The organism is Pseudomonas sp. WS 5010, assembly GCF_012985565.1.
Classification (GTDB): domain Bacteria; phylum Pseudomonadota; class Gammaproteobacteria; order Pseudomonadales; family Pseudomonadaceae; genus Aquipseudomonas.
Genome location: NZ_JAAQWQ010000010.1, coordinates 126533 through 148856 on the forward strand (window position 1 = coordinate 126533; position 22324 = coordinate 148856).

The 22324-nt window shown below is 61.5% G+C and carries 17 protein-coding genes; 9 read left to right on the forward strand and 8 right to left on the reverse strand.

The features are described from left to right. Positions 1-16: 16 nt before the first annotated feature. A complete protein-coding gene (locus HBO11_RS26295; protein ID WP_169957100.1) occupies positions 17-1174 on the forward strand; it encodes a DUF1624 domain-containing protein in 1158 nt (385 codons plus the stop codon). Between the two features lie 755 nt (positions 1175-1929). On the opposite strand, the gene metE is transcribed toward HBO11_RS26295, so the two are convergent. From metE to HBO11_RS26310, 3 genes are all read right to left on the reverse strand, one after another. Next, positions 1930-4218: a 5-methyltetrahydropteroyltriglutamate--homocysteine S-methyltransferase gene (gene metE, locus HBO11_RS26300; RefSeq protein ID WP_169957099.1), complete on the reverse strand. Its 2289-nt coding sequence runs from the start codon at positions 4216-4218 to the stop codon at positions 1930-1932. Positions 4219-4339: 121 nt separating this feature from the next. Further along, positions 4340-5095, reverse strand: coding sequence for a M12 family metallopeptidase (locus tag HBO11_RS26305; protein ID WP_169957097.1), 756 nt, complete (start codon positions 5093-5095; stop codon positions 4340-4342). An 80-nt stretch (positions 5096-5175) separates the two neighbouring features. Further along, on the reverse strand, positions 5176-6054 hold the full coding sequence (locus HBO11_RS26310) for a LysR substrate-binding domain-containing protein (protein ID WP_169957096.1): 879 nt from the start codon (positions 6052-6054) through the stop codon (positions 5176-5178). Positions 6055-6180: 126 nt separating this feature from the next. On the opposite strand from HBO11_RS26310, the gene HBO11_RS26315 reads away from it, so the two are divergent. From HBO11_RS26315 to HBO11_RS26345, 7 genes are all read left to right on the forward strand, one after another. Continuing rightward, positions 6181-7482, forward strand: coding sequence for an FAD-dependent oxidoreductase (locus tag HBO11_RS26315; RefSeq protein WP_169957094.1), 1302 nt, complete (start codon positions 6181-6183; stop codon positions 7480-7482). 39 nt (positions 7483-7521) lie between these two features. Further along, positions 7522-8610: a polyamine ABC transporter substrate-binding protein gene (locus HBO11_RS26320; RefSeq protein WP_170059010.1), complete on the forward strand. Its 1089-nt coding sequence runs from the start codon at positions 7522-7524 to the stop codon at positions 8608-8610. A 111-nt stretch (positions 8611-8721) separates the two neighbouring features. After that, complete coding sequence (locus HBO11_RS26325) at positions 8722-9819, forward strand: carboxynorspermidine decarboxylase (RefSeq protein ID WP_169957091.1); 1098 nt, start codon at positions 8722-8724, stop codon at positions 9817-9819. A gap of 29 nt (positions 9820-9848) precedes the next feature. Next, on the forward strand, positions 9849-11093 hold the full coding sequence (locus tag HBO11_RS26330; protein WP_169957090.1) for a saccharopine dehydrogenase family protein: 1245 nt from the start codon (positions 9849-9851) through the stop codon (positions 11091-11093). Positions 11094-12427: 1334 nt separating this feature from the next. After that, entirely contained in the window at positions 12428-12934 is a 507-nt protein-coding gene (locus tag HBO11_RS26335; protein ID WP_104912118.1) for a sigma-70 family RNA polymerase sigma factor, read from the forward strand. Continuing rightward, positions 12931-13890: a FecR family protein gene (locus tag HBO11_RS26340; RefSeq protein ID WP_169957391.1), complete on the forward strand. Its 960-nt coding sequence runs from the start codon at positions 12931-12933 to the stop codon at positions 13888-13890. Before HBO11_RS26335 ends, HBO11_RS26340 begins: the two co-directional genes overlap by 4 nt. Positions 13891-13991: 101 nt before the next feature. Next, positions 13992-16436 carry a TonB-dependent receptor gene (locus tag HBO11_RS26345; RefSeq protein ID WP_169957389.1) on the forward strand — a complete coding sequence of 815 codons (2445 nt, stop codon included), beginning with the start codon at positions 13992-13994 and terminating at the stop codon, positions 16434-16436. Positions 16437-16489: 53 nt separating this feature from the next. On the opposite strand, the gene HBO11_RS26350 is transcribed toward HBO11_RS26345, so the two are convergent. The 5 genes from HBO11_RS26350 to HBO11_RS26370 all read right to left on the reverse strand — a co-directional run bounded on the left by HBO11_RS26350 (position 16490) and on the right by HBO11_RS26370 (position 20908). After that, a complete protein-coding gene (locus tag HBO11_RS26350; protein WP_170041019.1) occupies positions 16490-16807 on the reverse strand; it encodes a hypothetical protein in 318 nt (105 codons plus the stop codon). Between the two features lie 74 nt (positions 16808-16881). Next, positions 16882-17196, reverse strand: coding sequence for a hypothetical protein (locus HBO11_RS26355; RefSeq protein WP_170059011.1), 315 nt, complete (start codon positions 17194-17196; stop codon positions 16882-16884). A gap of 50 nt (positions 17197-17246) precedes the next feature. Then, positions 17247-18485: a hypothetical protein gene (locus HBO11_RS26360; RefSeq protein WP_169957364.1), complete on the reverse strand. Its 1239-nt coding sequence runs from the start codon at positions 18483-18485 to the stop codon at positions 17247-17249. Between the two features lie 164 nt (positions 18486-18649). Further along, complete coding sequence (locus HBO11_RS26365; RefSeq protein WP_169957363.1) at positions 18650-19822, reverse strand: sugar transporter; 1173 nt, start codon at positions 19820-19822, stop codon at positions 18650-18652. An 87-nt stretch (positions 19823-19909) separates the two neighbouring features. After that, positions 19910-20908 carry a bile acid:sodium symporter family protein gene (locus HBO11_RS26370; RefSeq protein WP_169957362.1) on the reverse strand — a complete coding sequence of 333 codons (999 nt, stop codon included), beginning with the start codon at positions 20906-20908 and terminating at the stop codon, positions 19910-19912. 84 nt (positions 20909-20992) lie between these two features. Between HBO11_RS26370 and HBO11_RS26375 the strand changes: the two genes are divergently transcribed. Continuing rightward, positions 20993-21781: a helix-turn-helix transcriptional regulator gene (locus tag HBO11_RS26375; RefSeq protein ID WP_169957360.1), complete on the forward strand. Its 789-nt coding sequence runs from the start codon at positions 20993-20995 to the stop codon at positions 21779-21781. The last annotated feature ends 543 nt before the right edge of the window (positions 21782-22324 follow it).

The window sequence follows — 22324 nt, forward strand, 5'->3', positions numbered from 1 at the left end:
CTGACGACCTCGCCCCATGACTGACGCTGTTCCTCGCTCACGCCAACGCCTGCTGTCCATCGACGCCCTGCGCGGCCTGGTGATCCTGTTCATGTTGCTCGACCACGTGCGCGAGACGTTCCTGCTGCACCGCCAGGTCAGCGACCCGATGAACATCGACAGCACGGAACCTGCGCTGTTTTTCAGCCGCACCCTGGCCCACTTGTGTGCGCCGGTGTTTGTGTTGCTGACGGGCTTGTCGGCGTTCCTGTACGGCGAGAAATACCAGGGCCGTGGCGATGTCTCGGCGTTTCTGTTCAAGCGCGGGCTGTTCCTGGTGGTGCTGGAATTTACCCTGGTGAACTTCGCCTGGACCTTCCAACTGCCGCCCAGCGTGATCTACATGCAGGTGATCTGGGCCATCGGCGTGAGCATGATCGCCCTCGCCGCACTGGTGTGGCTGCCGCGCCCGCTGCTGATCGGCCTGGCGCTGCTGATCATCGGCGGGCATAACCTGCTCGATGGCCTGCACGTCGCAGCGGGGTCGGCGTGGCACGCTCCCTGGACGATCCTGCATGAGCGTAGCTGGATCGAGGTCGGCGACTCCCTGCGCCTGCGCACGACGTACCCGGTGTTGCCGTGGATCGGGGTGATTGCCCTGGGTTACGGCATCGGCCCGTGGTTTGCCGGCTCGATGACAGCGGCGCGGCGTCAGCGGTACCTGTTACTGACAGGCGTGGCCGCGCTGGTGGGCTTTGTGGCGTTGCGCACGCTCAATGGCTACGGTGAGGCGCCTTGGCAGGTGTACGACAGCCACGTGCAGACGCTGATGAGTTTCTTCAACATCACCAAATATCCGCCTTCCCTGCTATTCCTCGCGCTCACATTGGGTGTGGGGCTGCTGTTGCTGCTGGCGTTCGAACGCGCCGGGCAACGGCGCTGGATCGCCACCCTGTCGGTGTTCGGCGCGGCGCCGATGTTCTTTTATTTGCTGCATTTGTATGTGTTGAAGGTGATGTACGTGCTGGGCGTGGCGCTGTTTGGCTTGAACCAGGGCACGCATTTGGGGTTCGACAGCGTGGGGGCGGTGTGGCTGGTGGCGTTGCTGCTGCCGCTGGCGTTGTACCTGCCCGTGCGCTGGTTTGCCCGGCTGAAGGCGCGGCGGCGGGATATTGCCTGGCTTAAATACCTCTGATCAGGTGGGCTCGGGGTTGCTGGCGATGGCGGTGTATCAGCTGTCAGCAATGTTGGCTGGGCTGGCGCTATCGCGGGCAAGCCCGCTCCTACAGGGGATGTTGGCTAGGCACAAAACAAAGGTGGGAGCTGGCTTGCCGGCGATGGCGGTGTATCAGCCGCCAGCAGTGCTGGCTGGGCTGGCGCTATCGCGGGCAAGCCCGCGCCTACAGGGGATGTTGGCTGGGCACAAAACAAAGGTGGGAGCTGGCTTGCCGGCGATGGCGGTGTATCAGCTGTCAGCAATGTTGGCTGGGCTGGCGCTATCGCGGGCAAGCCCGCTCCTACAGGGGATGTTGGCTGGGCACAAACCAAAGGTGGGAGCTGGCTTGCCGGCGATGGCGGTGTGTCAGCCGCCAGCAATGCTGACTGGGCTGGCGCTATCGCGGGCAAGCCCGCTCCTACAGGGGATGTTGGCTGGGCACAAAACAAAGGTGGGAGCTGGCTTGCCGGCGATGGCGGTGTATCAGCTGTCAGCAATGCTGACTGGGCTGGCGCTATCGCGGGCAAGCCAGCTCCTACAGGGGATGTTGGCTGGGCACAAAACAAAGGTGGGAGCTGGCTTGCCGGCGATGGCGGTGTATCAGCCGTCAGAAATGTTGGCTGGGCTGGCGCTATCGCGGGCAAGCCCGCTCCTACAGGGGATGTTGGCTGGGCACAAGATCGGCGCCGCGCCACATAAGCCCGCTTGCACAATGGGATTTGTGTCAGCAGCAGTTACGCCAGTTCAGCCCGCAATTGCCGGGCGGCCGCCACCATATGGATCAACGCCGCTTCCGTTTCCGGCCAGCCGCGGGTCTTCAGGCCACAGTCGGGGTTGACCCACAGCCGTTCGGCCGGGATGCGCCGGGCGGCCTTGCGCAGCAGGTTGGCCATTTCCGAGGCGTCGGGCACCCGTGGCGAGTGGATGTCATAGACGCCCGGGCCAATGTCATTGGGGTAGGCGAAGGCTTCGAACGCGTCCAGCAGTTCCATATCCGAACGCGAGGTCTCGATGGTGATCACGTCGGCATCCATCGCCGCGATGGACTCGATCACATCGTTGAATTCGCTGTAGCACATATGGGTATGGATCTGGGTTTCGTCACGCACGCCGCAGGCACACAGGCGGAAGGCTTCGGTGGCCCAGTCCAGGTAGTGTTGCCACTGGGCCCGGCGCAGGGGCAAGCCTTCGCGAAAGGCCGCTTCATCGATCTGCACGATCTTGATGCCCGCCGCTTCCAGGTCCAGCACTTCATCGCGGATCGCCAGGGCCAGTTGCCGGGCCTGCACTTCGCGGCTCACGTCTTCGCGGGGGAAGGACCACATCAACATGGTCACCGGGCCGGTCAGCATGCCCTTCATGACCTTGTCGGTCAGGCCTTGGGCGTAGCGGATCCACTCCACCGTCATGGCTTTCGGGCGGCTCAGGTCGCCGAAGATCACCGCAGGTTTCACGCAGCGCGAACCATAGCTCTGCACCCAGCCAAAGCGGGTGAACACATAGCCATCCAACTGTTCGGCAAAGTACTCGACCATGTCGTTACGCTCGGCCTCACCGTGCACCAGCACGTCCAGGCCAAGGTTCTCCTGCACTTCTACGGCGTGCTTGATCTCGCTGTGCATGGTCTCGACGTATTCGGCTTCGCTCAACTTGCCGGCCTTGAACGACTGGCGCGCCAGGCGGATCGACGCGGTCTGCGGGAACGAGCCAATGGTGGTGGTCGGCAATAGCGGCAGGTCGAGGCCGGCGCGCTGCTTGGCGATGCGCTGGGTAAACAGCGACTGGCGCTGGCTGTCCTTGGCAGTGATGGCCGCAACACGGGCCTGGACCGCCGGCTTGTGGATCCTCGGCGAGGCCGCCCGGGCGGCCTGCACGGCACGGCTTTCGGCCAGGGCCGCAACCACCTTCGCCGCTTCTGGCTGGTTGATGGCCTGGGTCAGCACGGCCACTTCTGCACATTTTTGCACGGCGAAAGCCAGCCAGTTTTTCAATTCGGCGTCGAGCTTGTCTTCACGCCCCAGATCCACCGGGCTGTGCAGCAGCGAGCAAGACGGCGCAACCCACAAGCGCTCACCCAGGCGTTCATGGGCGTGCTGCAAGGTGGCCAGGGCATTTTCCAGGTCGCAGCGCCAGACGTTGCGCCCATTGACCACCCCCAACGACAACACTTTATAGGCCGGCAGGCGGTCGAGAATGGTCGGGTATTGTTCCGGCGCACGCACCAGGTCAATGTGCAGGCCATCAACCGGCAAGTTGGCGGCCAGGCCGAGGTTTTCTTCCAGGCCGCCAAAATAGGTGGCCACCAGTTTTTTCAGGGGGTCACGCTGGATCAGGTTGTAGGCGCGCTCAAACGCGTTTTTCCAGTCCTGGGGCAAATCCAGTACCAGGATCGGCTCGTCGATCTGCACCCATTCAACGCCCAGGTCCGCCAGGCGCTGGAAGATCTGGCCGTACAGCGGCAGCAGACGGTCGAGCAGGTCAAGCTTGTCGAAATCGCTGCCCTTGGCCTTGCCCAGCCACAGGTAAGTCAACGGCCCGATCACCACCGGCTTGACGGTGTGCCCCAGGTCGCGGGCTTCCTGGACTTCTTCGAACAACTGATCCCAGCCCAGGTGGAACTGCTGGTCAGCGCTCAATTCTGGCACCAGGTAGTGGTAGTTGGTGTCGAACCACTTGGTCATTTCCTGGGCGTGGGCGCCGCCGCAGCAGCTGTCGCTGACGCCACGGGCCATGCCGAACAGGGTCTGCAACGTGGCTTTGCCGTCGGCCGGGCGGAACCGCTCGGGGATCACGCCGAACATCAGCGAGTGGGTCAGCACCTGGTCGTACCAGGCAAAATCCCCCGCCGGCAACAGCTCGATGCCAGCCTGTTTCTGCAAATCCCAGTGGGTCTTGCGCAACTCACGGCCGACCGCACGCAGGCCGGCTTCGTCCAGTTCGCCCTTCCAAAACGCTTCCTGCGCTTTTTTCAGTTCACGATCGCGTCCAATGCGCGGAAATCCAAGGGAATGAGCGACTGCCATGACAATAAACTCCAATGTGTTGGTATGGGAGCCATTGTCGGCAGCGCGCGATAGTGAGACAAACTCATTTTATTCTAGGCAATCACGAAATCTACTCATGATCAAAACACCCCAGGCCTTCTCAAGCACCCCTGTGCAGGTGCCGATAGTCCCACCAACTGGACGTGGCGGTTTTTTTCTTGACCACAGGTGGGTAGAGCGAGCGGACAAAGTTGATGTCGCCTTCAGATAGCTCGTTGTTGTCCTTGATGGCTTTTCCATCATTGAGCCAGGATGAAGCAAAACCATAATGCATGATGGATTTGCGATCGTACTCAGACGAAACCACATTGGAAACCAATGGCTTGAAGTTGTGCTTTACCTCTTTCGCCCCACCTTTACCTATGTAGGCTTTATTAACTTCGGACCAATTAATATCTAGATTATTGTGTTCGTGCTGGTGTTCATGTTGCAGCCCCAAAACATGACCGAACTCATGCTGGATCGTACCGGCGTTATACGCATTGAGCCCTCCCTGGAAGCCAATGACCGTCGTAGGCTTGTAGGCCGGTACATTGAGCGATCGGATCCCCAGGTACGAATGGCCACCCGACAGATCATTGTCTGCGGCAATCCGGATATCCCCGTCGGAGTCATCCGTAAACTCAAAAGTCAGGTTGACGTGGGGTGCCCATTTATTGATGTTGGTTTTTGTAAACTCCTCTTGCTCGGGGGTCATGCCCAGCAGGGAAATTTTTATGACCGACTGTTGTGGCCATAACGCCGAAGTTGTCGCCACCCCGCGCTTTGGTCTGGATGGGGCCGCGACCTCGGCGCTATCAAGCAGCGACGGGTTCGGTGTATGGGCAGTTAAGTGAGCGTTCAGATTGACAGTCAACGTTGTATCCCCGCAGCGATGTAATTTCCTATTGCGTCGCATTGCGCCGCTGTAGGTTCCACTGGGGCCATGACAAGAGTTTACGAATTGTGCGCCTGGCTACCAAACCACTGCCTCACCACCCCCAACGCCGGATGGGCAGCGGCCGACGGTTGCAGGCACAACGCATAGCACCCGCCCGTGGCCAGGGCCTGGCCAAAGGGCACTACCAGCACACCGCGCTCCACCGATTCGGCCGCCAGTGTGCGGTCAGTCATCGCCACCCCAAGCCCGCGCGCAGCGGCATCCAGCGCCAGTTCATCGAGGTTGAAGGGAATATGGCGATAGTCCGCCAGCGACCGCCCGCCATGCGCCGCCAGCCAGGTGGCCCAGTCCTGGCGGTCGGCCGAGCGGTGCAGCAAGGCAAAGCGCGCCAGGTCCTGCGCCGACGCCAACGGCCCAAGCCCAGGGGCGCAGACCGGCACCAGCGCTTCCTCGAACAGCACCAGGCAATCCCCATCGTGGGTGGGCTTGGGCAGGTAGAGGATGTAGGCGTCACTGTCGCTGGCCGGTTCGACCACCTCGGTGGCCACGGTCTCGATGGCCAGTGAGATATCCGGGTGGCTGCGGTAGAAATCACTCAACTTGGGCAGCAGCCAGCGCACCGCCAATGACACATGCATGCGGATCCGGAACGGGCGCTGGTGCGGCGACAGCCGATCCTCCAGGCGCTGCAACTGCGCCAGCACGCTACGCGCGCTGTCGAGTACCCATTCGCCCTCAAGGGTCAGCCGCAGGTTGCGGCTGTTGCGCACCAGCAGCGGCACACCGTAGTGGCCTTCCAATTGCTGGATCTGGCGGCTGACCGCACTTTGGGTCAGGCACAAGCGCCCCGCCGCGGCAGTGAAGCTGCCACGCTCGGCAACCTCGACCAAGGCTTGCAGGGCTTGCAGCGAAGGCAGGTGATGGCGGTTATCCATGCGCTTTCCGAATAGATGGATGATTTTATAACGTTGGTTGTATCACCCAAGCCCCTATAGATTCCAGCTGACAATAAATCCTGCGCGACTCACCCATGCCGGTGATGCATTCAACCGAGGTGCCCTGTGGAAAATAGCTGTGGCTGGATTGCCCAAACCCAAAGCCTGCCCGCCCGTGCGCTCTTAAGTGGCACGCACCAAGCCGACTGGCTGGTGATCGGCGCCGGCATCACCGGCTTGTGTGCCGCCCATAGCCTGGCGCAACTGCATCCGCAGGCGCGCATTGTGCTGCTGGATCGACAACGGGCGGCCCAGGGCGCCTCGGCCCGCAATTCAGGATTTGTGGTGGCCCATGAGTATCCCGGCGCCGACGAGTTGATGGGGCGTGGCGGGTTCGCCGGGTATGAGGTGGACTGCACTATCTCCCAGGCCGCCACCCAGGAAGTGCGCAAGCGCGTCGCCACCCATCACATCGACTGCGACTTTCGCGACAGCGGCTATTACTTTGCCGTCCACGACCGCGACAAACTGGAGCAGGTCGAAGCCAGGCTGGCGACCTTGCACGCGGCGGGTGCCGCTGCCCATTTCGTGCAAGGCGAAGCCCTGCGCCACACGCTCGGCACCGCCCACTACCAGGCCGCGATCTGGTGCGGCAACGGCAACGCCTTGCTGCAACCGGCCAAGTACGTCACCGGCCTGCTGCAGGCCTTGCCCGCCAACGTAACGCTCTTTGAGAACAGCCCCGTGACGGGCCTGGAGCCCATGGCCCATGGCGCCATCCGCGCCAACGCCGTCAATGGCAGCGTCGAGGCCCGCCAGGTGCTGGTGTGCCTGAACGCCTTTATTCCCCGGGTTGGCCTGGACCACAGCGCCAGCTTCCCCATGGAGCTCAGTGCCAGCCTGACCCGCCCGCTCACCGACGAAGAGTACCGCCAGATGGGCACAGTCGACCCCTGGGGCGTGCTCTCCACCCGCCCGCTGGGGGCTACGGTGCGCCTGACTCCGGATCGCCGGGTGATGATCCGCAACACCGCCGAATACCGGACCCGCGACCTGTCCAACCGTGAACTGCTGCAGCGCCGCCGGCACCATGTACAGGGTTTGCAACGGCGCTTTCCGTGGCTGGACGAGCAAGACATCCACTACTCCTGGACTGGCCACTTGAGCGCCACGCGCTCCGGGCAGCCGTACTTCGCCAAGGTGCGCGATGGCCTGTATGCGGTCGCGGGCTGCAACGGTGCCGGCGTGGCCCGGGGCAGCCTGTGGGGGCGCCTGCTGGCGGAATGGGCCTCGGGGCACACCTCGCCGCTGCTGCAATCGGTCATCCAGCGCGCCCAGCCCGGCTGGCTACCGCCGCGCCCGCTGTTCGACCTCGGGGCCCTGCTGCGCATGCGCGTGGAAGCCGTACGGGCGCGCAGCGAAATCTGATCACACAAGAACAACAAACCTTCACACAGGTGCTTGATCATGCTTATTCGCAAACGCTCCATGGCCACCTTGCTCGCGCTGTGTTCATCCGCCGCGCTGGCGGGTGAAACCGTCAACATCTCCAACTGGAACGGCTACATCGCCGACGACACCCTGCCCGCCTTCACCCAGGCCACCGGCATCCAGGCCACCTACGACATCCATGACAGCAACGAGGTCCTGGAGTCCAAGCTGATGACCGGCAACACCGGGTATGACGTGGTCAGCCCGTCCAACCACTTCCTCTCACGCCTGATCAAGGCCGGGGCCATCCAGAAGCTGGACCAGAACCGCCTGCCCAACTGGCACAACCTCGATCCGGCGCTGCTGAAAAAGCTCGAAGTCAACGACCCCGGCAATCAGTACGGCTTTCCCTATATGTGGGGTTCGGCGGGGATCGGCTACAACGTCGCAAAGATCAAGGCGATCTTCGGCACCACCGACGTCACCCGCTCCTGGAGCCTGTTCTTTGCTGAAGACAACATCAGGAAGCTCAGCGCGTGTGGCGTGGCGATTATCGACAACCCGACACAGGTGCTGCCGATCACCCTCAACTACCTGGGCCTGCCGCACCACAGCCACGCCCCCGAGGACTACAAAAAGGCCGAGCAGGCGCTGCTGAAGATCCGGCCATACGTGCAGTACTTCCATGCCTCCAAGTACATCAGCGACCTGGCCAACGGCAATATCTGCGCGGTCATCGGCTTCAACGGCGACGTGGTGCAGGCAGCAGCGAGTGCCAGGGAGGCGAAGAACGGCATCGAGATTGGCTACTCGATCCCCAAGGAAGGCTCCACCCTGTGGCTCGACATGGTGGTGATGCCCAAGGCCGCGCCCCATGAGGCGAATGCCTATGCCTACATGAACTACCTGTTGGAGCCCAAGGTGATTGCCAACATCAGCAACCACATTCACTACGCCAACCCCAACCGTGCGGCGGACCCGTTCGTTGATCCCGAGGTCAAGCAAGATCCGGCGATCTACCCCTCCGGGGCTGTGCTGGACAGCCTGTTCACCGTCGAAGACCTGCCACCAGCCATCGCCCGCCTGGCCACACGGTTGTGGACCAAGTTAAAGACCAATACCTGAGTATCGCGCAGACCAAAGCCTGCAAATTCCGCTGACTAACCTTTCGATCCTGAGCAAGTGCGGGCACAATGCCTGTCCTTTTTTGGCAGGCTCCGCCGCAGGCTCTGAAAAATGATCAAAACCCCGTATTACCTCATCGACAAACAGAAGCTTCTGGTCAACATGCAGAAGATCGCCTACGTGCGCGAACAGTCCGGCGCCAAGGCGCTGCTGGCGCTCAAGTGCTTTGCCACCTGGTCGGTGTTCGACCTGATGCAGGAATACATGGACGGCACCACGTCCTCGTCGCTGTATGAGCTCAAGCTCGGTCGCCAGAAGTTCGAAGGCGAGGCCCACGCCTATAGCGTGGCCTGGGCCGACGATGAAATCGAGGAGATGCTCGACAACTGCGACAAGATCATCTTCAACTCCATCAGCCAGCTGCAGCGCTTTGCCGAGCGCAGCGAAGGCAAGACTCGCGGCCTGCGCGTCAACCCGCAAGTGAGCAGCTCCGACTACCTGTTGGCCGACCCGGCGCGCCCGTTCAGCCGCCTGGGCGAGTGGGACCCGGTGAAAATCGAAGGCGTGATCGAGCAAATCTCCGGCTTCATGTTCCACAACAACTGTGAGAACGGTGATTTCGAGCTGTTCGACAAGATGCTCGGCACCATCGAAGAACGCTTCGGCGCGCTGCTGCACAAGGTCAACTGGGTCAGCCTCGGCGGCGGCATCCACTTTACCGGTGAAGGCTACGCCATCGACGCGTTCTGCCAGCGCCTCAAGGCGTTCTCGCAAAAGTACGACGTGCAGGTGTACCTGGAACCCGGCGAAGCGGCGATCACCAACAGCGCCTCCCTGGAAGTGACCGTGCTCGACACCCTGTACAACGGCAAAAACCTCGCCGTGGTCGACAGCTCCATCGAAGCCCATTTGCTGGACCTGCTGATCTATCGCCTCAACGCCAAGCTGGCGCCGAGCACCGGCGAACACACCTACATGGTGTGCGGCAAGTCGTGCCTGGCCGGGGACATCTTCGGCGAATACCAATTTGATCAGCCGCTGGCCATCGGCGATCGACTGTCGTTCATCGACACGGCAGGCTACACCATGGTCAAGAAAAACTGGTTCAACGGCCTGAAAATGCCGTCCATCGTAGTGAAACAACTCGACGGTACAGTCGAAGTGGTTCGTGAATTTGGTTACGACGACTACCTGTCCAGCCTTTCGTAAAGCGGACAGATAAAGGAGAGATAAAGCAATTGAAAAAGAACGTTCTTATCATTGGTGCAGGAGGTGTCGCCAAGGTGGTGGCCCACAAGTGCGCGCAGCACAACGACGAACTCGGTCGTATTGCTATCGCGTCGCGCAACATCTCCAAATGCCAGGCCATCATCGACAGCGTCAAGGCCAAGGGTAGCCTCAAGGTACCCGCCCAGATCCAGGCCTTTGCACTGGACGCCCTGGACGTGGAAGCGACCAAGGCACTGATCCGCGAAACCCAATCGCAGATCGTCATCAACGTCGGCTCCGCCTTCCTCAACATGTCGGTACTGCGTGCCTGCATCGACACGGGCGTGGCTTACCTCGACACCGCCATCCACGAAGAGCCGGGCAAGGTCTGCGAGACCCCGCCGTGGTACGGCAACTACGAGTGGAACCACCTGGAGGAATGCAAGCAGAAGAACATCACTGCGATCCTCGGTGTGGGTTTTGACCCAGGTGTGGTCAACGCCTATGCGGCGCTGGCGCAACAACAGCATTTTGACCGCATTGATTCGATCGACATTCTCGACGTCAATGCCGGCAGCCACGGCAAATATTTCGCCACCAATTTCGACCCGGAAATCAACTTCCGCGAATTCACCGGACAGGTGTGGAGCTGGCAGGACAGCCAGTGGACCAGCAACACCATGTTCGAAGTAAAACGTACCGACGACCTGCCGGTAGTGGGTTCACAGAACCTGTACCTGACCGGCCACGATGAAGTGCACTCGTTGTCGAAAAACCTCGACGTGCCCAACGTGCGGTTCTGGATGAGCTTCGGCGAACACTACATCAATGTGTTCACCGTGCTGAACAACCTCGGCCTGCTCTCCGAGAAACCGGTCACCACCGCCGAAGGCTTGCAAGTGGTGCCATTGAAACTGGTCAAGGCCGTGCTGCCTGACCCGTCTTCCCTGGCACCGGGCTACACCGGCAAGACCTGCATCGGCGACCTGGTCAAGGGCACCAAGGATGGCCAGCCACGCGAGCTGTTCATCTACAACGTGGCCTGCCACGAAGAAGCCTATGCCGAGACCGACAGCCAGGGCATCTCCTACACCGCAGGCGTTCCACCGGTAGCCGCTGCGCTGCTGGTAGCCCGTGGCGAGTGGGACGTGCAACGCATGGCCAACGTTGAAGAACTGCCAGCCGAGCCGTTCCTCAAGGCGCTGGACGTAATGGGCCTGCCGACCCGCATCAAGGACGAAAAAGGCGACCGCGCCTGGGATGCTATCGCCTGATAGCGTCTTGATTGACGGATCGCTCCCACGTCCTGTGGGAGCGATCAAAAACATTGCCCGGATCGTTGCGAGGGCGGATATCAATGTTGCCAGTGCCTACAGCTCCCACCTTGGAGATTCAGGGGTCTGAATTCCCTGTTGCACGCGTCTACTGCATCTCAAATGCAATCCCCCAAACAATGAAAATCGAGGTGGGAGCTGTCGGTGTTTGCGGGACCTGCGTCTTTGAACGCCGGGGCTCTGGCGCGAGCACAATATTAAAGCCGCCCCAAAACAATGTAGGAGCTGTCGAGCCCCAGCGAGGCTGCGATGACGGCGGTACTGCTGGCATTGATGTTGGCTGAACCACCGCTATCGTAGCCTCGCTAAAGCTCGACAACTCCTACAGGGTTTGTCGGTGTTTGCGGGATCTGCGTCTTTGAACGCCGGGGTTCTGGAGCGAGCACAAACAATGTAGGAGCTGTCGAGCCCCAGCGAGGCTGCGATGGCGGCGGGATTGCTGGCATTGATGTTGGCTGAACCACCGCCATCGTAGCCTCGCTAAAGCTCGACAACTCCTACAGGGTTTATTGGTGTTTGCGGGATCTGCGTTTTTGAACGCTGGGGCGCTGGAGCGAGCACAAACAATGTAGGAGCTGTCGAGCCCCTGCGAGGCTGCGATGGCGGCGGGATTGCTGGCATTGATGTTGGCTGAACCGCCGCTATCGTAGCCTCGCTAAAGCTCGACAACTCCTACCAGGGTTTATTGGTGTTTGCGGGATCTGCGTCTCTGAACGCCGGGGCTCTGGAGCGGGCACAAACAATGTAGGAGCTGTCGAGCCCCAGCGAGGCTGCGATGGCGGCGGGATTGCTGGTATTGATGTTGGCTGAACCACCGCTATCGTAGCCTCGCTAAAGCTCGACAACTCCTACCAGGGTTTATTGGTGTTTGCGGGATCTGCGTCTGTGAACGCCGGGGCTCTGGAGCGGGCACAAACAATGTAGGAGCTGTCGAGCTCCAGCGAGGCTGCGATGGCGGCGGTACTGCTGGCATTGATGTTGGCTGAACCGCCGCTATCGCAGCCTCGCTAAAGCTCGACAACTCCTACAGGGTTTGTCGGTGTTTGCGGGATCTGCGTTTTTGAACGCTGGGGCTCTGGAGCGAGCACACTATTTTGGTCAATGCCTCGCAAGACCAGGCGCTGGATGGCTGCGTACAACCGGCCCTATAACGCTGGAATGCCGTTTTATGTAGGCGCGAGGTTGCTCCTGCAACTACCGGTTATTGCACCCCCCCTCGCACAAAAGGTAGTATTGAGAACGATTCACAATACCACCCTTGAGAAAGTCGACCCGTGCAGTCACCTCCAATCCGCAAGCTGGGCTTCTTTTTCAATGACCATCACCGTTGGCTGCTGCAACATATCCAGCATCGCGTGCGTAACCATGCCGATGCCGAAGACACCGCCGCCGATACCTTCTGCCAGATGCTCGCCGCCCGGGTCGACCCCGACAGCATCGAGCAACCCCGGGCTTATCTCTCGACCATTGCCCGCCGGCTGATCTTTGATCGCTACCGGCGCAGTCGCCTGGAAACCGCCTACCTGGAACGCCTGGCCGCCACCCCCGAAGCCTTGGCGCCCTCCCCTGAAGACCAACTGCAACTGATCCAGGCCCTGGTCGCCATTGACCGCGCCCTCGATGGCTTGCCGCTGATCGTCAAGGCCACGTTCCTTTATAGCCAGTTGGACGGCATGAGCTACGTGGCGATTGCGCGCAAGTTGCAGTTGTCCGAGCGCACCGTCAGCCGCTATATGAAACAGGCCCTGCGCCAGTGCTACCTGGCCGAGCTGGCCCCGTGAGCAAGGCCCGGCTGGACCCGGTCAGCGAGCAGGCCATCGACTGGATGGTGCGCCTGCGCGCCGGCACACCGGATGCGCGGTTGCAGGAGCGCTTCAATGCCTGGCTGGCCCTCGACCCGGCCCACGTCCAAGCCTGGTCCCGTTTGCAGGAACGCCTGGGCGGCTCGTGGAACACCCTGCGCACCCTCGACAAACGCCTGCCCGGCGAAGCGCGGCAAGTGCTGTTGCAGCCCCAAGGTTCGCGCCGGGACATACTGCGCGCCATCGGCGGCCTGGGCCTGCTGGGTGGCGGCCTGTGGTTGGCAGCGCGCAGCCCGCTCGGCGACGACCTGCTGGCCGACCTGCACACCGGGCGCGGCCAACGCCAGACCTTCACCCTGGCCGATGGCAGCCGCCTGAGCCTCAATGCACAGAGCGCAGTGGATGTGCAGTTCGATCAGCACCAGCGCTTGATCATCCTGCGCCACGGTGAACTGGTGATTCAGGTGGTAGCCGACCCCCAGCGGCCACTGCGTGTGCGCAGCGCCCAGGGCAGTGTGCAAGCGTTGGGCACGCGCTTCCTCGTGTCCCAGGAGCCAGACGCCACGCGGGTGGTGGTGCTGGAGCATTCGGTCCAGGCGACGCTGCACAACGGCATCCAGCACACGGTGCTGCAAGGCCAATCGGTGATGCTGCATGCCGAGCGCATCGAAGCGTTGGCCGGCAACCAGGGCTACCGGGCCGACTGGCTCGCCGGCCACCTCAGCGTGCTGGACGATTCCCTGGAGCAGGTGGTCAACGCCCTGCGCCCGTACAGCCGGGGATTTGTACGCGTCGACCCGCAGGTGCGCAACTTGCGCGTGCAAGGCGTATTCCCCCTCAACGACCCCCGCCGCGCCTTCGCGGCCCTGGCCGAAACCCTGCCGATCCGGGTGGATCACTACAGCCCGTGGCTGACCGTGATTGGCACCAAATAACCCGGGCCAGACTTTTTTATGCAAATCACTCTTATTTGTGTCCGGTTTTCAATTCTCGACCCACCTATCTCCTGACACGTCCACACCTTCAGGAGAATGCTGTGCTCAACCCTTGGCCCCACGCCCTTTCTGTCGCCGTTGCCCTGGCAACCCTGGCGAGCCCTGCCTTGGTACAGGCGCAAAGCCTGTCTTTCAACCTGCCAGCCGGCCCGCTGGCACAAACGCTGAACGCCATTGCCAGCCAGAGCGGACGGATTGTGTCCCTGGACCCGGTGTTGGTGCAGGGTAAACAGGCCCAGGCGGTGATCGGCCAGATGCCGGCCGAACAGGCCATGGACCGTGCGTTGTCGGGCAGCGGCTTGCAGTTGCGTATCACCGAGCAAGGTAATTTCAGCGTCGAGCCTGCCACCGACACGGGCAGCGCGCTGCAATTGGGCGTGACCTCGATTGTCGAGCGCAGCATCGACCCCACCACCACCGAAGGCAGCGGTTCCTACGCCGCACGGGCGGTGACGATCGGCAAGGGCACCCACACCCTCAAGGAAATCCCCCAGTCGATCACGGTGATGACCCGCAAGCAAATGGACGACCAGGATCTGGTCGACCTCAAGGACGCCGTCAACCACACCACCGGCCTGGTGGGCGTGCAAGGCGTGGGCAAAGGCATGATCATCACCTCCCGCGGCTTCCAGATCGATGACTGGCAGTACGACGGCGTGCCGATCCCGCGCAATACCTATGCCCTGGGCAACTGGGCCACCCAGGACATGATTTTCTTCGACCGCCTGGAGGTACTGCGCGGCGCCTCCGGCCTGCTGCAGGGCACCGGCAGCCCCGGTGGCGCAATCAACCTGGTGCGCAAGCGCGGGCAGACGGCACCCACCGTGGCCCTTACTGCCAAGGCCGGCAGTTGGGACCACTACGGCCTGCAACTGGACGCCGGCGGCCCGCTGAACCAGAGCGGCACGATCCGTGGGCGGATGGTGGCGGATGAAGACCAGAGCGATTCGTTCATCGACTATGAATGGAGCAAGACCCACTCGCTGTACGGCGCCCTGGACTTCGACCTACAGGAAGACACCACCCTGGGCCTGGCCGTCAGCCGCACCAATGCCGAGTCCCGGCCGATGCTGCGGGGCCTGCCGCGCTACAGCACGGGTAAATCGATTGACCTGCCCCGCTCGACCTTCAGCGGCTCGCGCTGGAACCACTCGCAGATCGACGTCACCACCCTGTATGCCGACCTGGAACACCGCTTCAACGATGACTGGAAGTTCAAGCTCGGCGCGGTGCGCATGCGCGAAGAAAACACCTCCACCCACCAACGCGTGCAGAGTACCGGCGAAGGCATTAACGCCGACGGCAGCGGGTTGACCTATGCCGATTGGTACACCGATTTCGACGGCACCAAGATCGGCCTGGACAGCCACCTCACCGGGCGTTTCGAGGCGCTGTCGATGGCCCAGGAAATCACCCTGGGCGGCAACTATTCCAAATACACCACCAACGACGTCATTGCCCGGACCTTTAACCAAAGCACCGACAACATCTTCGACATCGATAACCACCGCCCCGAAATCAGCTACGAGGGTCTGATGAACACCCCCGGCGGCCGTGCAACACCGAGCAAATACGACATCCGCCAAAAAGGCCTGTATGGCAGCTGGCGCGTCAAGCCCATCGACCCGTTGACCCTGGTACTCGGCGCCCGTGTCAGTTGGTATGACTACAGCTATACCTCCTCGGGCATCACGGCGGTGACCCACGCCACCACCGTCAACAAGCCCAGCACCACCAACGAAACCGGCGAAGTCACGCCCTACGCCGGGATCGTCTACGACCTGAGCCGCGAGTGGGCGGTGTATGCCAGCTACACCGACGTGTTCGAGCCCCAGACCCAGCGCGACCTCAGCGGGGCGGTGGTCAAGCCGGTGATAGGCAGCAACTACGAAGTCGGCCTCAAGGGCGAATTGCTCGACGGGCGGGTCAATACCTCCCTGGCGCTGTTCCGCTACGACCAGGAAAACCGTGCGATCACCGACTACTCCCTGGGTGAAATCTGCGGCGGCACCTACTGCGCCACAGGCTCGGGCAAAGTGCGCAGCCAGGGCCTGGAAGCCGAGATCAGCGGTGAAGTGTTGAGCGGCCTGCAACTGTTTGCCGGCTATACCTACAACACCACCAAATACCTTGAGGACCGGGATAACAAGGGCCGGGTATTCAGCCAGTGGACGCCCAAGCATATGTTGCGGGTGTGGGGCGACTACCAGTTCAGTGGCGACTGGAGCAAGGTCAGCACCGGGTTGGGCTTTACCACCCAGAGCCATACCCTGGGGTATGAGTACAACTACGACGTGGCGGGCTACACCGTGTGGAATGCGCGGGTGGCGTATCAGCTGACGCCGGAAGTGGGGTTGGCGGTCAATGCCAACAACCTGTTTGACAAGACCTATTACGCCTCCGGGTACAACCAGTTGAATGGCAACAACTTCTACGGTGACCCGCGCAATGTAATGTTCAGTGTGAAGTACACGCCGCAGTTCTGAGCTAGGCCGCTGTGGGGCCGGCATGCCGGTGCCTGCAGCGGCATGCCGGCGCTTCAATCACAGTAATGGGTTTTCACTATCGAGCCATCCCGCACCAGCTTGATGCCTTTGCTTGTGCACACAAACGAATTGGGCGCATTGGATTGGTTGACGCCGATCGGGCTTACAGTCGGGGCCTTGATGACTGGGGCGGATGGAATAAATGACTGGATAATACCAAAGACTCGCGTGACGATCTGGTGTGTCGCATCAATGATGGGACCTCCACCAGGGTAGTACACCTCATCTTTATGCCCCCCCGCATAAGTCGGTGCAGACACTAAAAACACAAGGGTTGTCCCTATTGCCAGCAATGCCGTCGTCCTTTTCATACACACCTCCTCAACCGTAGATCCACCCCCCCCCATCGACCGCTCCAGGGATTAAAAGTCTGGGTACCGTCTACTCAATCACAATAATGGGTTTTCACTATCGAGCCGTCCCGCACCAGCTTGATGCCTTTGCTTGTGCACACAAACCAACTGGGCGCATTGGATTGGTTGCCGCCGATCGGGCTTACATCCGGGGCCTTGATGACCGGACTGGGGGGCGTAAACGCATCGGCTGTGAGATCAAATGGCAAGATCGGCACAAAGCTCATTTGATGCAGTTGCTCTGGTGGGAAGTGCACCCCGGATTTAAGCCCCCCTGCGTAACTCGGTGCACCCGCCAGTAACTGAAGGATCATCCCCGCTGCCAGCAATGCTGCTGTCCTTTTCATACCCACCTCCTCAATCCTGGATCCAACGCTACAGGGGGACGTCCAACCTCTCAGGGCAAGGGCGCCACCACGGCACTGACGTCTTGCGACGTGTCAGTGGACGCGCCCGCAATGAAGGTGCCACTAAACGAAATGCTGTTCAGCATGCTCTGGTGCCCACCGCCAATGGGGGCAATGGCCTGGGTTCCATTGTCCGGATCCCAGGTGCAGGCGGTGGCGTACTCGGCGCTGTCGGTGCAGTCCATCGCGACCGTGCCATTTTCAGTCAGGCCAAACGCCTTGGTACTGACGCTGCCCGGCAAAAACGGGATGGGCTGCACGCCGAAGCTGGAGCTGGTGTCCGCCCAGTAGAAATCCGTGGTAAAGCCCGAAGGCGCAGTGCCTCGCGCCAGCACATGCCCGGCATTGTTCACCGCAACCCCCGAGTTCATGGCATTCAACGGCAATGTGAGCAGCAACGGTGCGCTGGTGGGGGTGGGCCAGAATGCGGTTTTGCTGCTGTTGGTGGCAGAGTGGGGGTATAGGCAACTGCCCACCGCCTGGTTCTGATCGTTCATATCCACCGCTATGCAGTAACTTGCCCCGGCTGGCACAGGCAAGTCAGTGGTGGTGTAGCCACCCCCTCCGCGCCGGACAACCCTTGCCACAATCTTGCCGTTGACCGGGCAGTTCATCAGGATGCTGGGGTATCCGCTGATCAGGGTATTGTTCACCACCGTACCGAGACACATGCTGTCCCAGTCAGAGATGCGCTCGGGCGCTGTCATGCCTGGCCGATACAACACAACGGTAGATTTGCCGCTGCCACTGATACTCAAGCCGAGCACCGCTCCTTGCTGGTTCTGGGCGGTCGCATAGGTATGGACATCGGCGGGACGCAACAAGGGAAACAACAAAGTCGCCGGAAGGGGGGTGAGCTTGATCGGGGCCGCCGCCGGTGCAGCGGCGCTCCAGGTCACAGCAAAATTGAAATTGCTCGCATCCGTACAACGCCCCACCATCACCCCGCTATTGCCAATGCTCCCCACTGAGCAGGGTTGGTTGGCCACCAGCGGCGGCAACACTTGCTGGGGCCCCGCGCTAGAGGCCGCATACCAGGGGTTGTCATTGGCGCTGGGGGTCGCCGTGCTGCAACTGCCCACGGTCTGGCCGCTGTCATTGACCGAGACTGCGACACATTGCTTGCCCGCCGCATTGCCCAGATCGACAAAGGTCGCCGCCGTCGCTGTGGCGCCATAGCCCAAAAGCAATGCGCCGCCGAGAATCACGTATTTGGATAGGGTCTGCATGATCAGTCCGTCCCTGGAAGTTTGCGCCTTCAAGTTCAGCGCCTAACCACCGGCTGGGCGCTGCGTCTGAGAAGGAGTAAAAGCCTGGAAGACCGATTAGACAACTGTCAGATCTGACAGCTTACGCACACGCACAAAGCGGTTTATAACGGGAGGTTTGCGACTTAACCCTGGCCAAACCGATAAATCGACAGGCAATACAACCCCAGCGCCGCTACCGCCAGCAAGCCCCCCGCCCCGCCGATCCAGGCGAAGCCAAAGTGCCCGCCGACCCAACTGCCCAGCAGCGCGCCGCCGCCGATGCCGATGTTGTAGATCCCGGAAAACATCGCCATCGCCACATCCGTTGCGTCCGGTGCCAGGACCAGGACCTTGGATTGCAATGCCAAGCCAAAGGCCATGATCGCCATGCCCCAGAACACGCTCAGCACCACCAGGTACGACACGTCACCACTCAGGGGCAACAGCAGCCCCAGGCACAGCGCCAGCACCGACACGGCCACCAGCAAAAAGCGATAGGGACTGAAACGGTGCAACAGGCTGAACAGCAACGAACCGATGATCCCCGCCCCGCCAAACACCAGCAGCACCAGGGTTACCGCATTGCCACCCAGGCCCGCGACGCGTTCGACAAAAGGTTCGATATAGCTGTAGGCCGTGAACTGGGCGGTGACCACCATGGCCGTCAACACATACAGCGCCACCAGCGCCGGGCGCTTGAACAGCATCGGCAGGCTGCGCAGCGAGCCGGAGTTCTGGCTCGGCAACAACGGCAAGGTGCGCGCCAGCCAGAACACCAGTGCGGCGGCAAACCCGGCGATCACGATAAACGTGGTGCGCCAGCCCATGGCTTCACCCAGCAGGCGCCCGAGGGGAATGCCCAAGACCATCGCCAGCGAAGTGCCAGTGGCCAGCAAGCCCAGCGCCTGCACCTGCTTGCCCGGCGGCGCCAGCCGTACCGCCAGGGAGGCAGTGATCGACCAGAACAGCGCGTGGGACAAGGCAATGCCGATACGACTGACCATCAACAGGCCAAAACTGTTGGCCACGCTGGAGAGGATATGGCTGGCGATAAACATGCCGAACAACACAATCAGCAACTTGCGCCGCTCGACGTTACGGGTCAGCAACATCACCGGCAGCGAGGTCAATGACACCACCCAGGCGTAGATGGTGAGCATCAGGCCGACCTGGGCGATTGGCATGTCGAAGCTGGCGCCGATGGCACTGAGCAGGCCGACCGGGACAAATTCGGTGGTGTTGAACACAAAGGCGGCCAGCGCCAGGGCGATGACCGGTTGCCAATTGGCGGCGGGGGTTGCGGTGGAAGTACTCATCGACAGGTCGTTTTACTCGGTTGCGCGCCGATCCTGACGGCCCGATGCCTGCCCTGGAGCGGCGCGCAAAAATAGTAACACGATGGTTCAGGGATCGACCTGCGCCATGATCTCGGGAATCGACTCCGGGCGATTGGCATAGCGCTGGGCCAGTACCGCGCAGACCATCAACTGGATCTGGTGGAACAGCATCAACGGCAGGATCAACACGCCCATGGTGCTGCCGGCGAACAACACCTGGGCCATGGGCACGCCGGTGGCCAGGCTTTTCTTCGAGCCGCAGAACAGGATGGTGATGCGGTCTTCCTGGTTGAAACCGAACGCCTTGCCCAAGAGCGCGGAAGCCACCAGCACCAGCGCCAGCAAGATACAGCAGGCCACCACCAGGCCGCCCAGTTCCCACAAGGGGATCTGATGCCAGATGCCTTCGTTGACGGCCTCACTGAAAGCGCCATAGACCACCAGCAGGATCGACCCCTGATCGACGAACTTCAGCCAGTTTTTATTGCGCCCCACCCACGCGCCAATCCAGCGCCGGGCGATCTGCCCGGCAATGAACGGCAGCAGCAACTGCACGCTGATCTTGAGGATCGCATCCACAGTCGAGCCGCCGTCACCATGCACGTTGAGCAACAAGGTCACCAGCAACGGCGTGAGGAAGATGCCGAACAGGCTGGACGCCGCCGCACTGCAAATCGCCGCCGGAATATTGCCCCGCGCCAGGGAGGTAAAGGCAATCGCCGACTGCACCGTGGCCGGCAACGCGCACAGGTAGAGCATGCCCATGTACAGGTCTTTGCCGATCATCGGCGACAGCAGCGGCTTGAGCGCCAGGCCCAGCAGCGGGAACAGCACGAAGGTCAGGCTGAACACCAGCAGGTGCAAGCGCCAGTGCCCGGCACCGGCGACGATGGCCTGGCGCGACAGCTTGGCGCCATGCAGGAAAAACAATAGCGCGATGGCCAGGTTGGTCACCCAGCCAAAGGCCACGGCGGCCTGGCCGCTGACGGGCAGCAAGGAGGCCAGGGCCACCGTGGCAATCAGGATCAGGGTGAAGTTGTCGGGTAAAAACCGTGGGCGTTTCATCAGCTGTTCTTCCAGGGGTTGCCAGGGCGTCGTGGCGACTCTAACGTAACAACCGGTTACCGACTAACGCCAATGAGCCAGTAAATGCCGCCTAAAGGACATGAAAAGGCTGTTCGCCGCAGCATCCCCGGGCTCGCCAGCCTGCCGCGCCCGGTGTATGGCCGCACCGAATCCCTGCCCAACCGCGCCCTGACCCGCCGCCATAGCCATCCGTGGGTGCAGTTGTCGTATGCGATTTGCGGGGTGCTGGAAATCCAGACCAGCGCCGGACGCTTCGTCGCGCCGCCGCAACGGGCGGTATGGATCCCGGCGGGAATGCCTCATCGGGTGTTCAGTTCGCCACACACCGAAATGCGTAGCCTGTACCTGGACTGCAGCGTAACGACCTGGGCGCCGGGACACTGCCAGGTACTTGCGGTTAGCGACCTGTTGCGCGAGTTGATCCGCCGTTTCAGCGAACTGCCGGTGGAATATGCCGAAGATGGCCCGGATGGGCGCCTGGCCCAGGTGCTGCTCGACCAATTGGCCGCCGCGCCCCAGGTCGACCTGATGCTGCCGCTGCCGGTGGACAGCCGTCTGCGGCAGATCTACCGCAGCTTGCGCCTGCACCCGGAACAGGCGACCACGCTGGGGCAGTGGAGCCAGAAACTGGGGGTCAGTGAAAAAACCTTGAGCCGGTTGTTCTTGAGCGATACCGGCCTGACCTACCGCGCCTGGCGCCAGCGGCTGCGACTGCTCGGCGCCCTGCCCGACCTGGAACGCGGGGAACGGGTGACGGATGTGGCGCTGGGCTGTGGCTATGAGTCGGTTTCGGCGTTTATCGCAGCGTTTCGCCAGCAGTTTGATACGACGCCGGGGGAGTTTTTTCGCTGACTGAATTGACCCGGCCCTGTGGGAGCGGGCTTGCCCGCGATAGCGGTGTGTCAGGCGATAAATCCCGTGACTGACACCCCGCAATTGCGGCATAGGTATCTACACAACTCTCGTCTGGGGTTGTGTACATATCCGCTGCTGCGGTCACGGCGGCTATTGGTTCCGCCCTTACGGCGGGTCACTTTTGGAAAAGAGCCCGGAGTGCCGGCCCAGCCAAAAGTAACCAAAAGGGCTCCTGCCCACCACTCGGCACCTCGCCTAGGCTCGGTGTGCCCGTCATCCGACATTGATTTGGGGGGCCGCCGCGATGGGCCATCCATGGCACAGCGTGGCTAACCCGGCGTCCTGCCGGGTTACCCCCCAAATCAATGTCGGATGACGGCCAGCGTGGTTTAACGGGGCGCCTAAGATCAAAATCACAAGCAAAGCGAGGCGGCCTGACAGCCGACCTGATCGTCAAGGCGTACGCGTACCCTTGTAGGAGCGGGCTTGCCCGCGATGGTCGTTAACGATGACGAATGAATACCAGATACTCTGATGTGT

Coding starts and splice junctions, on each gene's coding strand:
- HBO11_RS26295 (WP_169957100.1), top strand. CDS start 17: ATGACTGACGCTGTTCCTCGCTCACGCCAACGCCTGCTGTCCATCGAC.
- metE (WP_169957099.1), bottom strand. CDS start 4,218: ATGGCAGTCGCTCATTCCCTTGGATTTCCGCGCATTGGACGCGATCGT.
- HBO11_RS26310 (WP_169957096.1), bottom strand. CDS start 6,054: ATGGATAACCGCCATCACCTGCCTTCGCTGCAAGCCCTGCAAGCCTTG.
- HBO11_RS26320 (WP_170059010.1), top strand. CDS start 7,522: ATGCTTATTCGCAAACGCTCCATGGCCACCTTGCTCGCGCTGTGTTCA.
- HBO11_RS26325 (WP_169957091.1), top strand. CDS start 8,722: ATGATCAAAACCCCGTATTACCTCATCGACAAACAGAAGCTTCTGGTC.
- HBO11_RS26350 (WP_170041019.1), bottom strand. CDS start 16,807: ATGAAAAGGACGACGGCATTGCTGGCAATAGGGACAACCCTTGTGTTT.
- HBO11_RS26355 (WP_170059011.1), bottom strand. CDS start 17,196: ATGAAAAGGACAGCAGCATTGCTGGCAGCGGGGATGATCCTTCAGTTA.
- HBO11_RS26360 (WP_169957364.1), bottom strand. CDS start 18,485: ATGCAGACCCTATCCAAATACGTGATTCTCGGCGGCGCATTGCTTTTG.
- HBO11_RS26365 (WP_169957363.1), bottom strand. CDS start 19,822: ATGAGTACTTCCACCGCAACCCCCGCCGCCAATTGGCAACCGGTCATC.
- HBO11_RS26370 (WP_169957362.1), bottom strand. CDS start 20,908: ATGAAACGCCCACGGTTTTTACCCGACAACTTCACCCTGATCCTGATT.
- HBO11_RS26375 (WP_169957360.1), top strand. CDS start 20,993: ATGCCGCCTAAAGGACATGAAAAGGCTGTTCGCCGCAGCATCCCCGGG.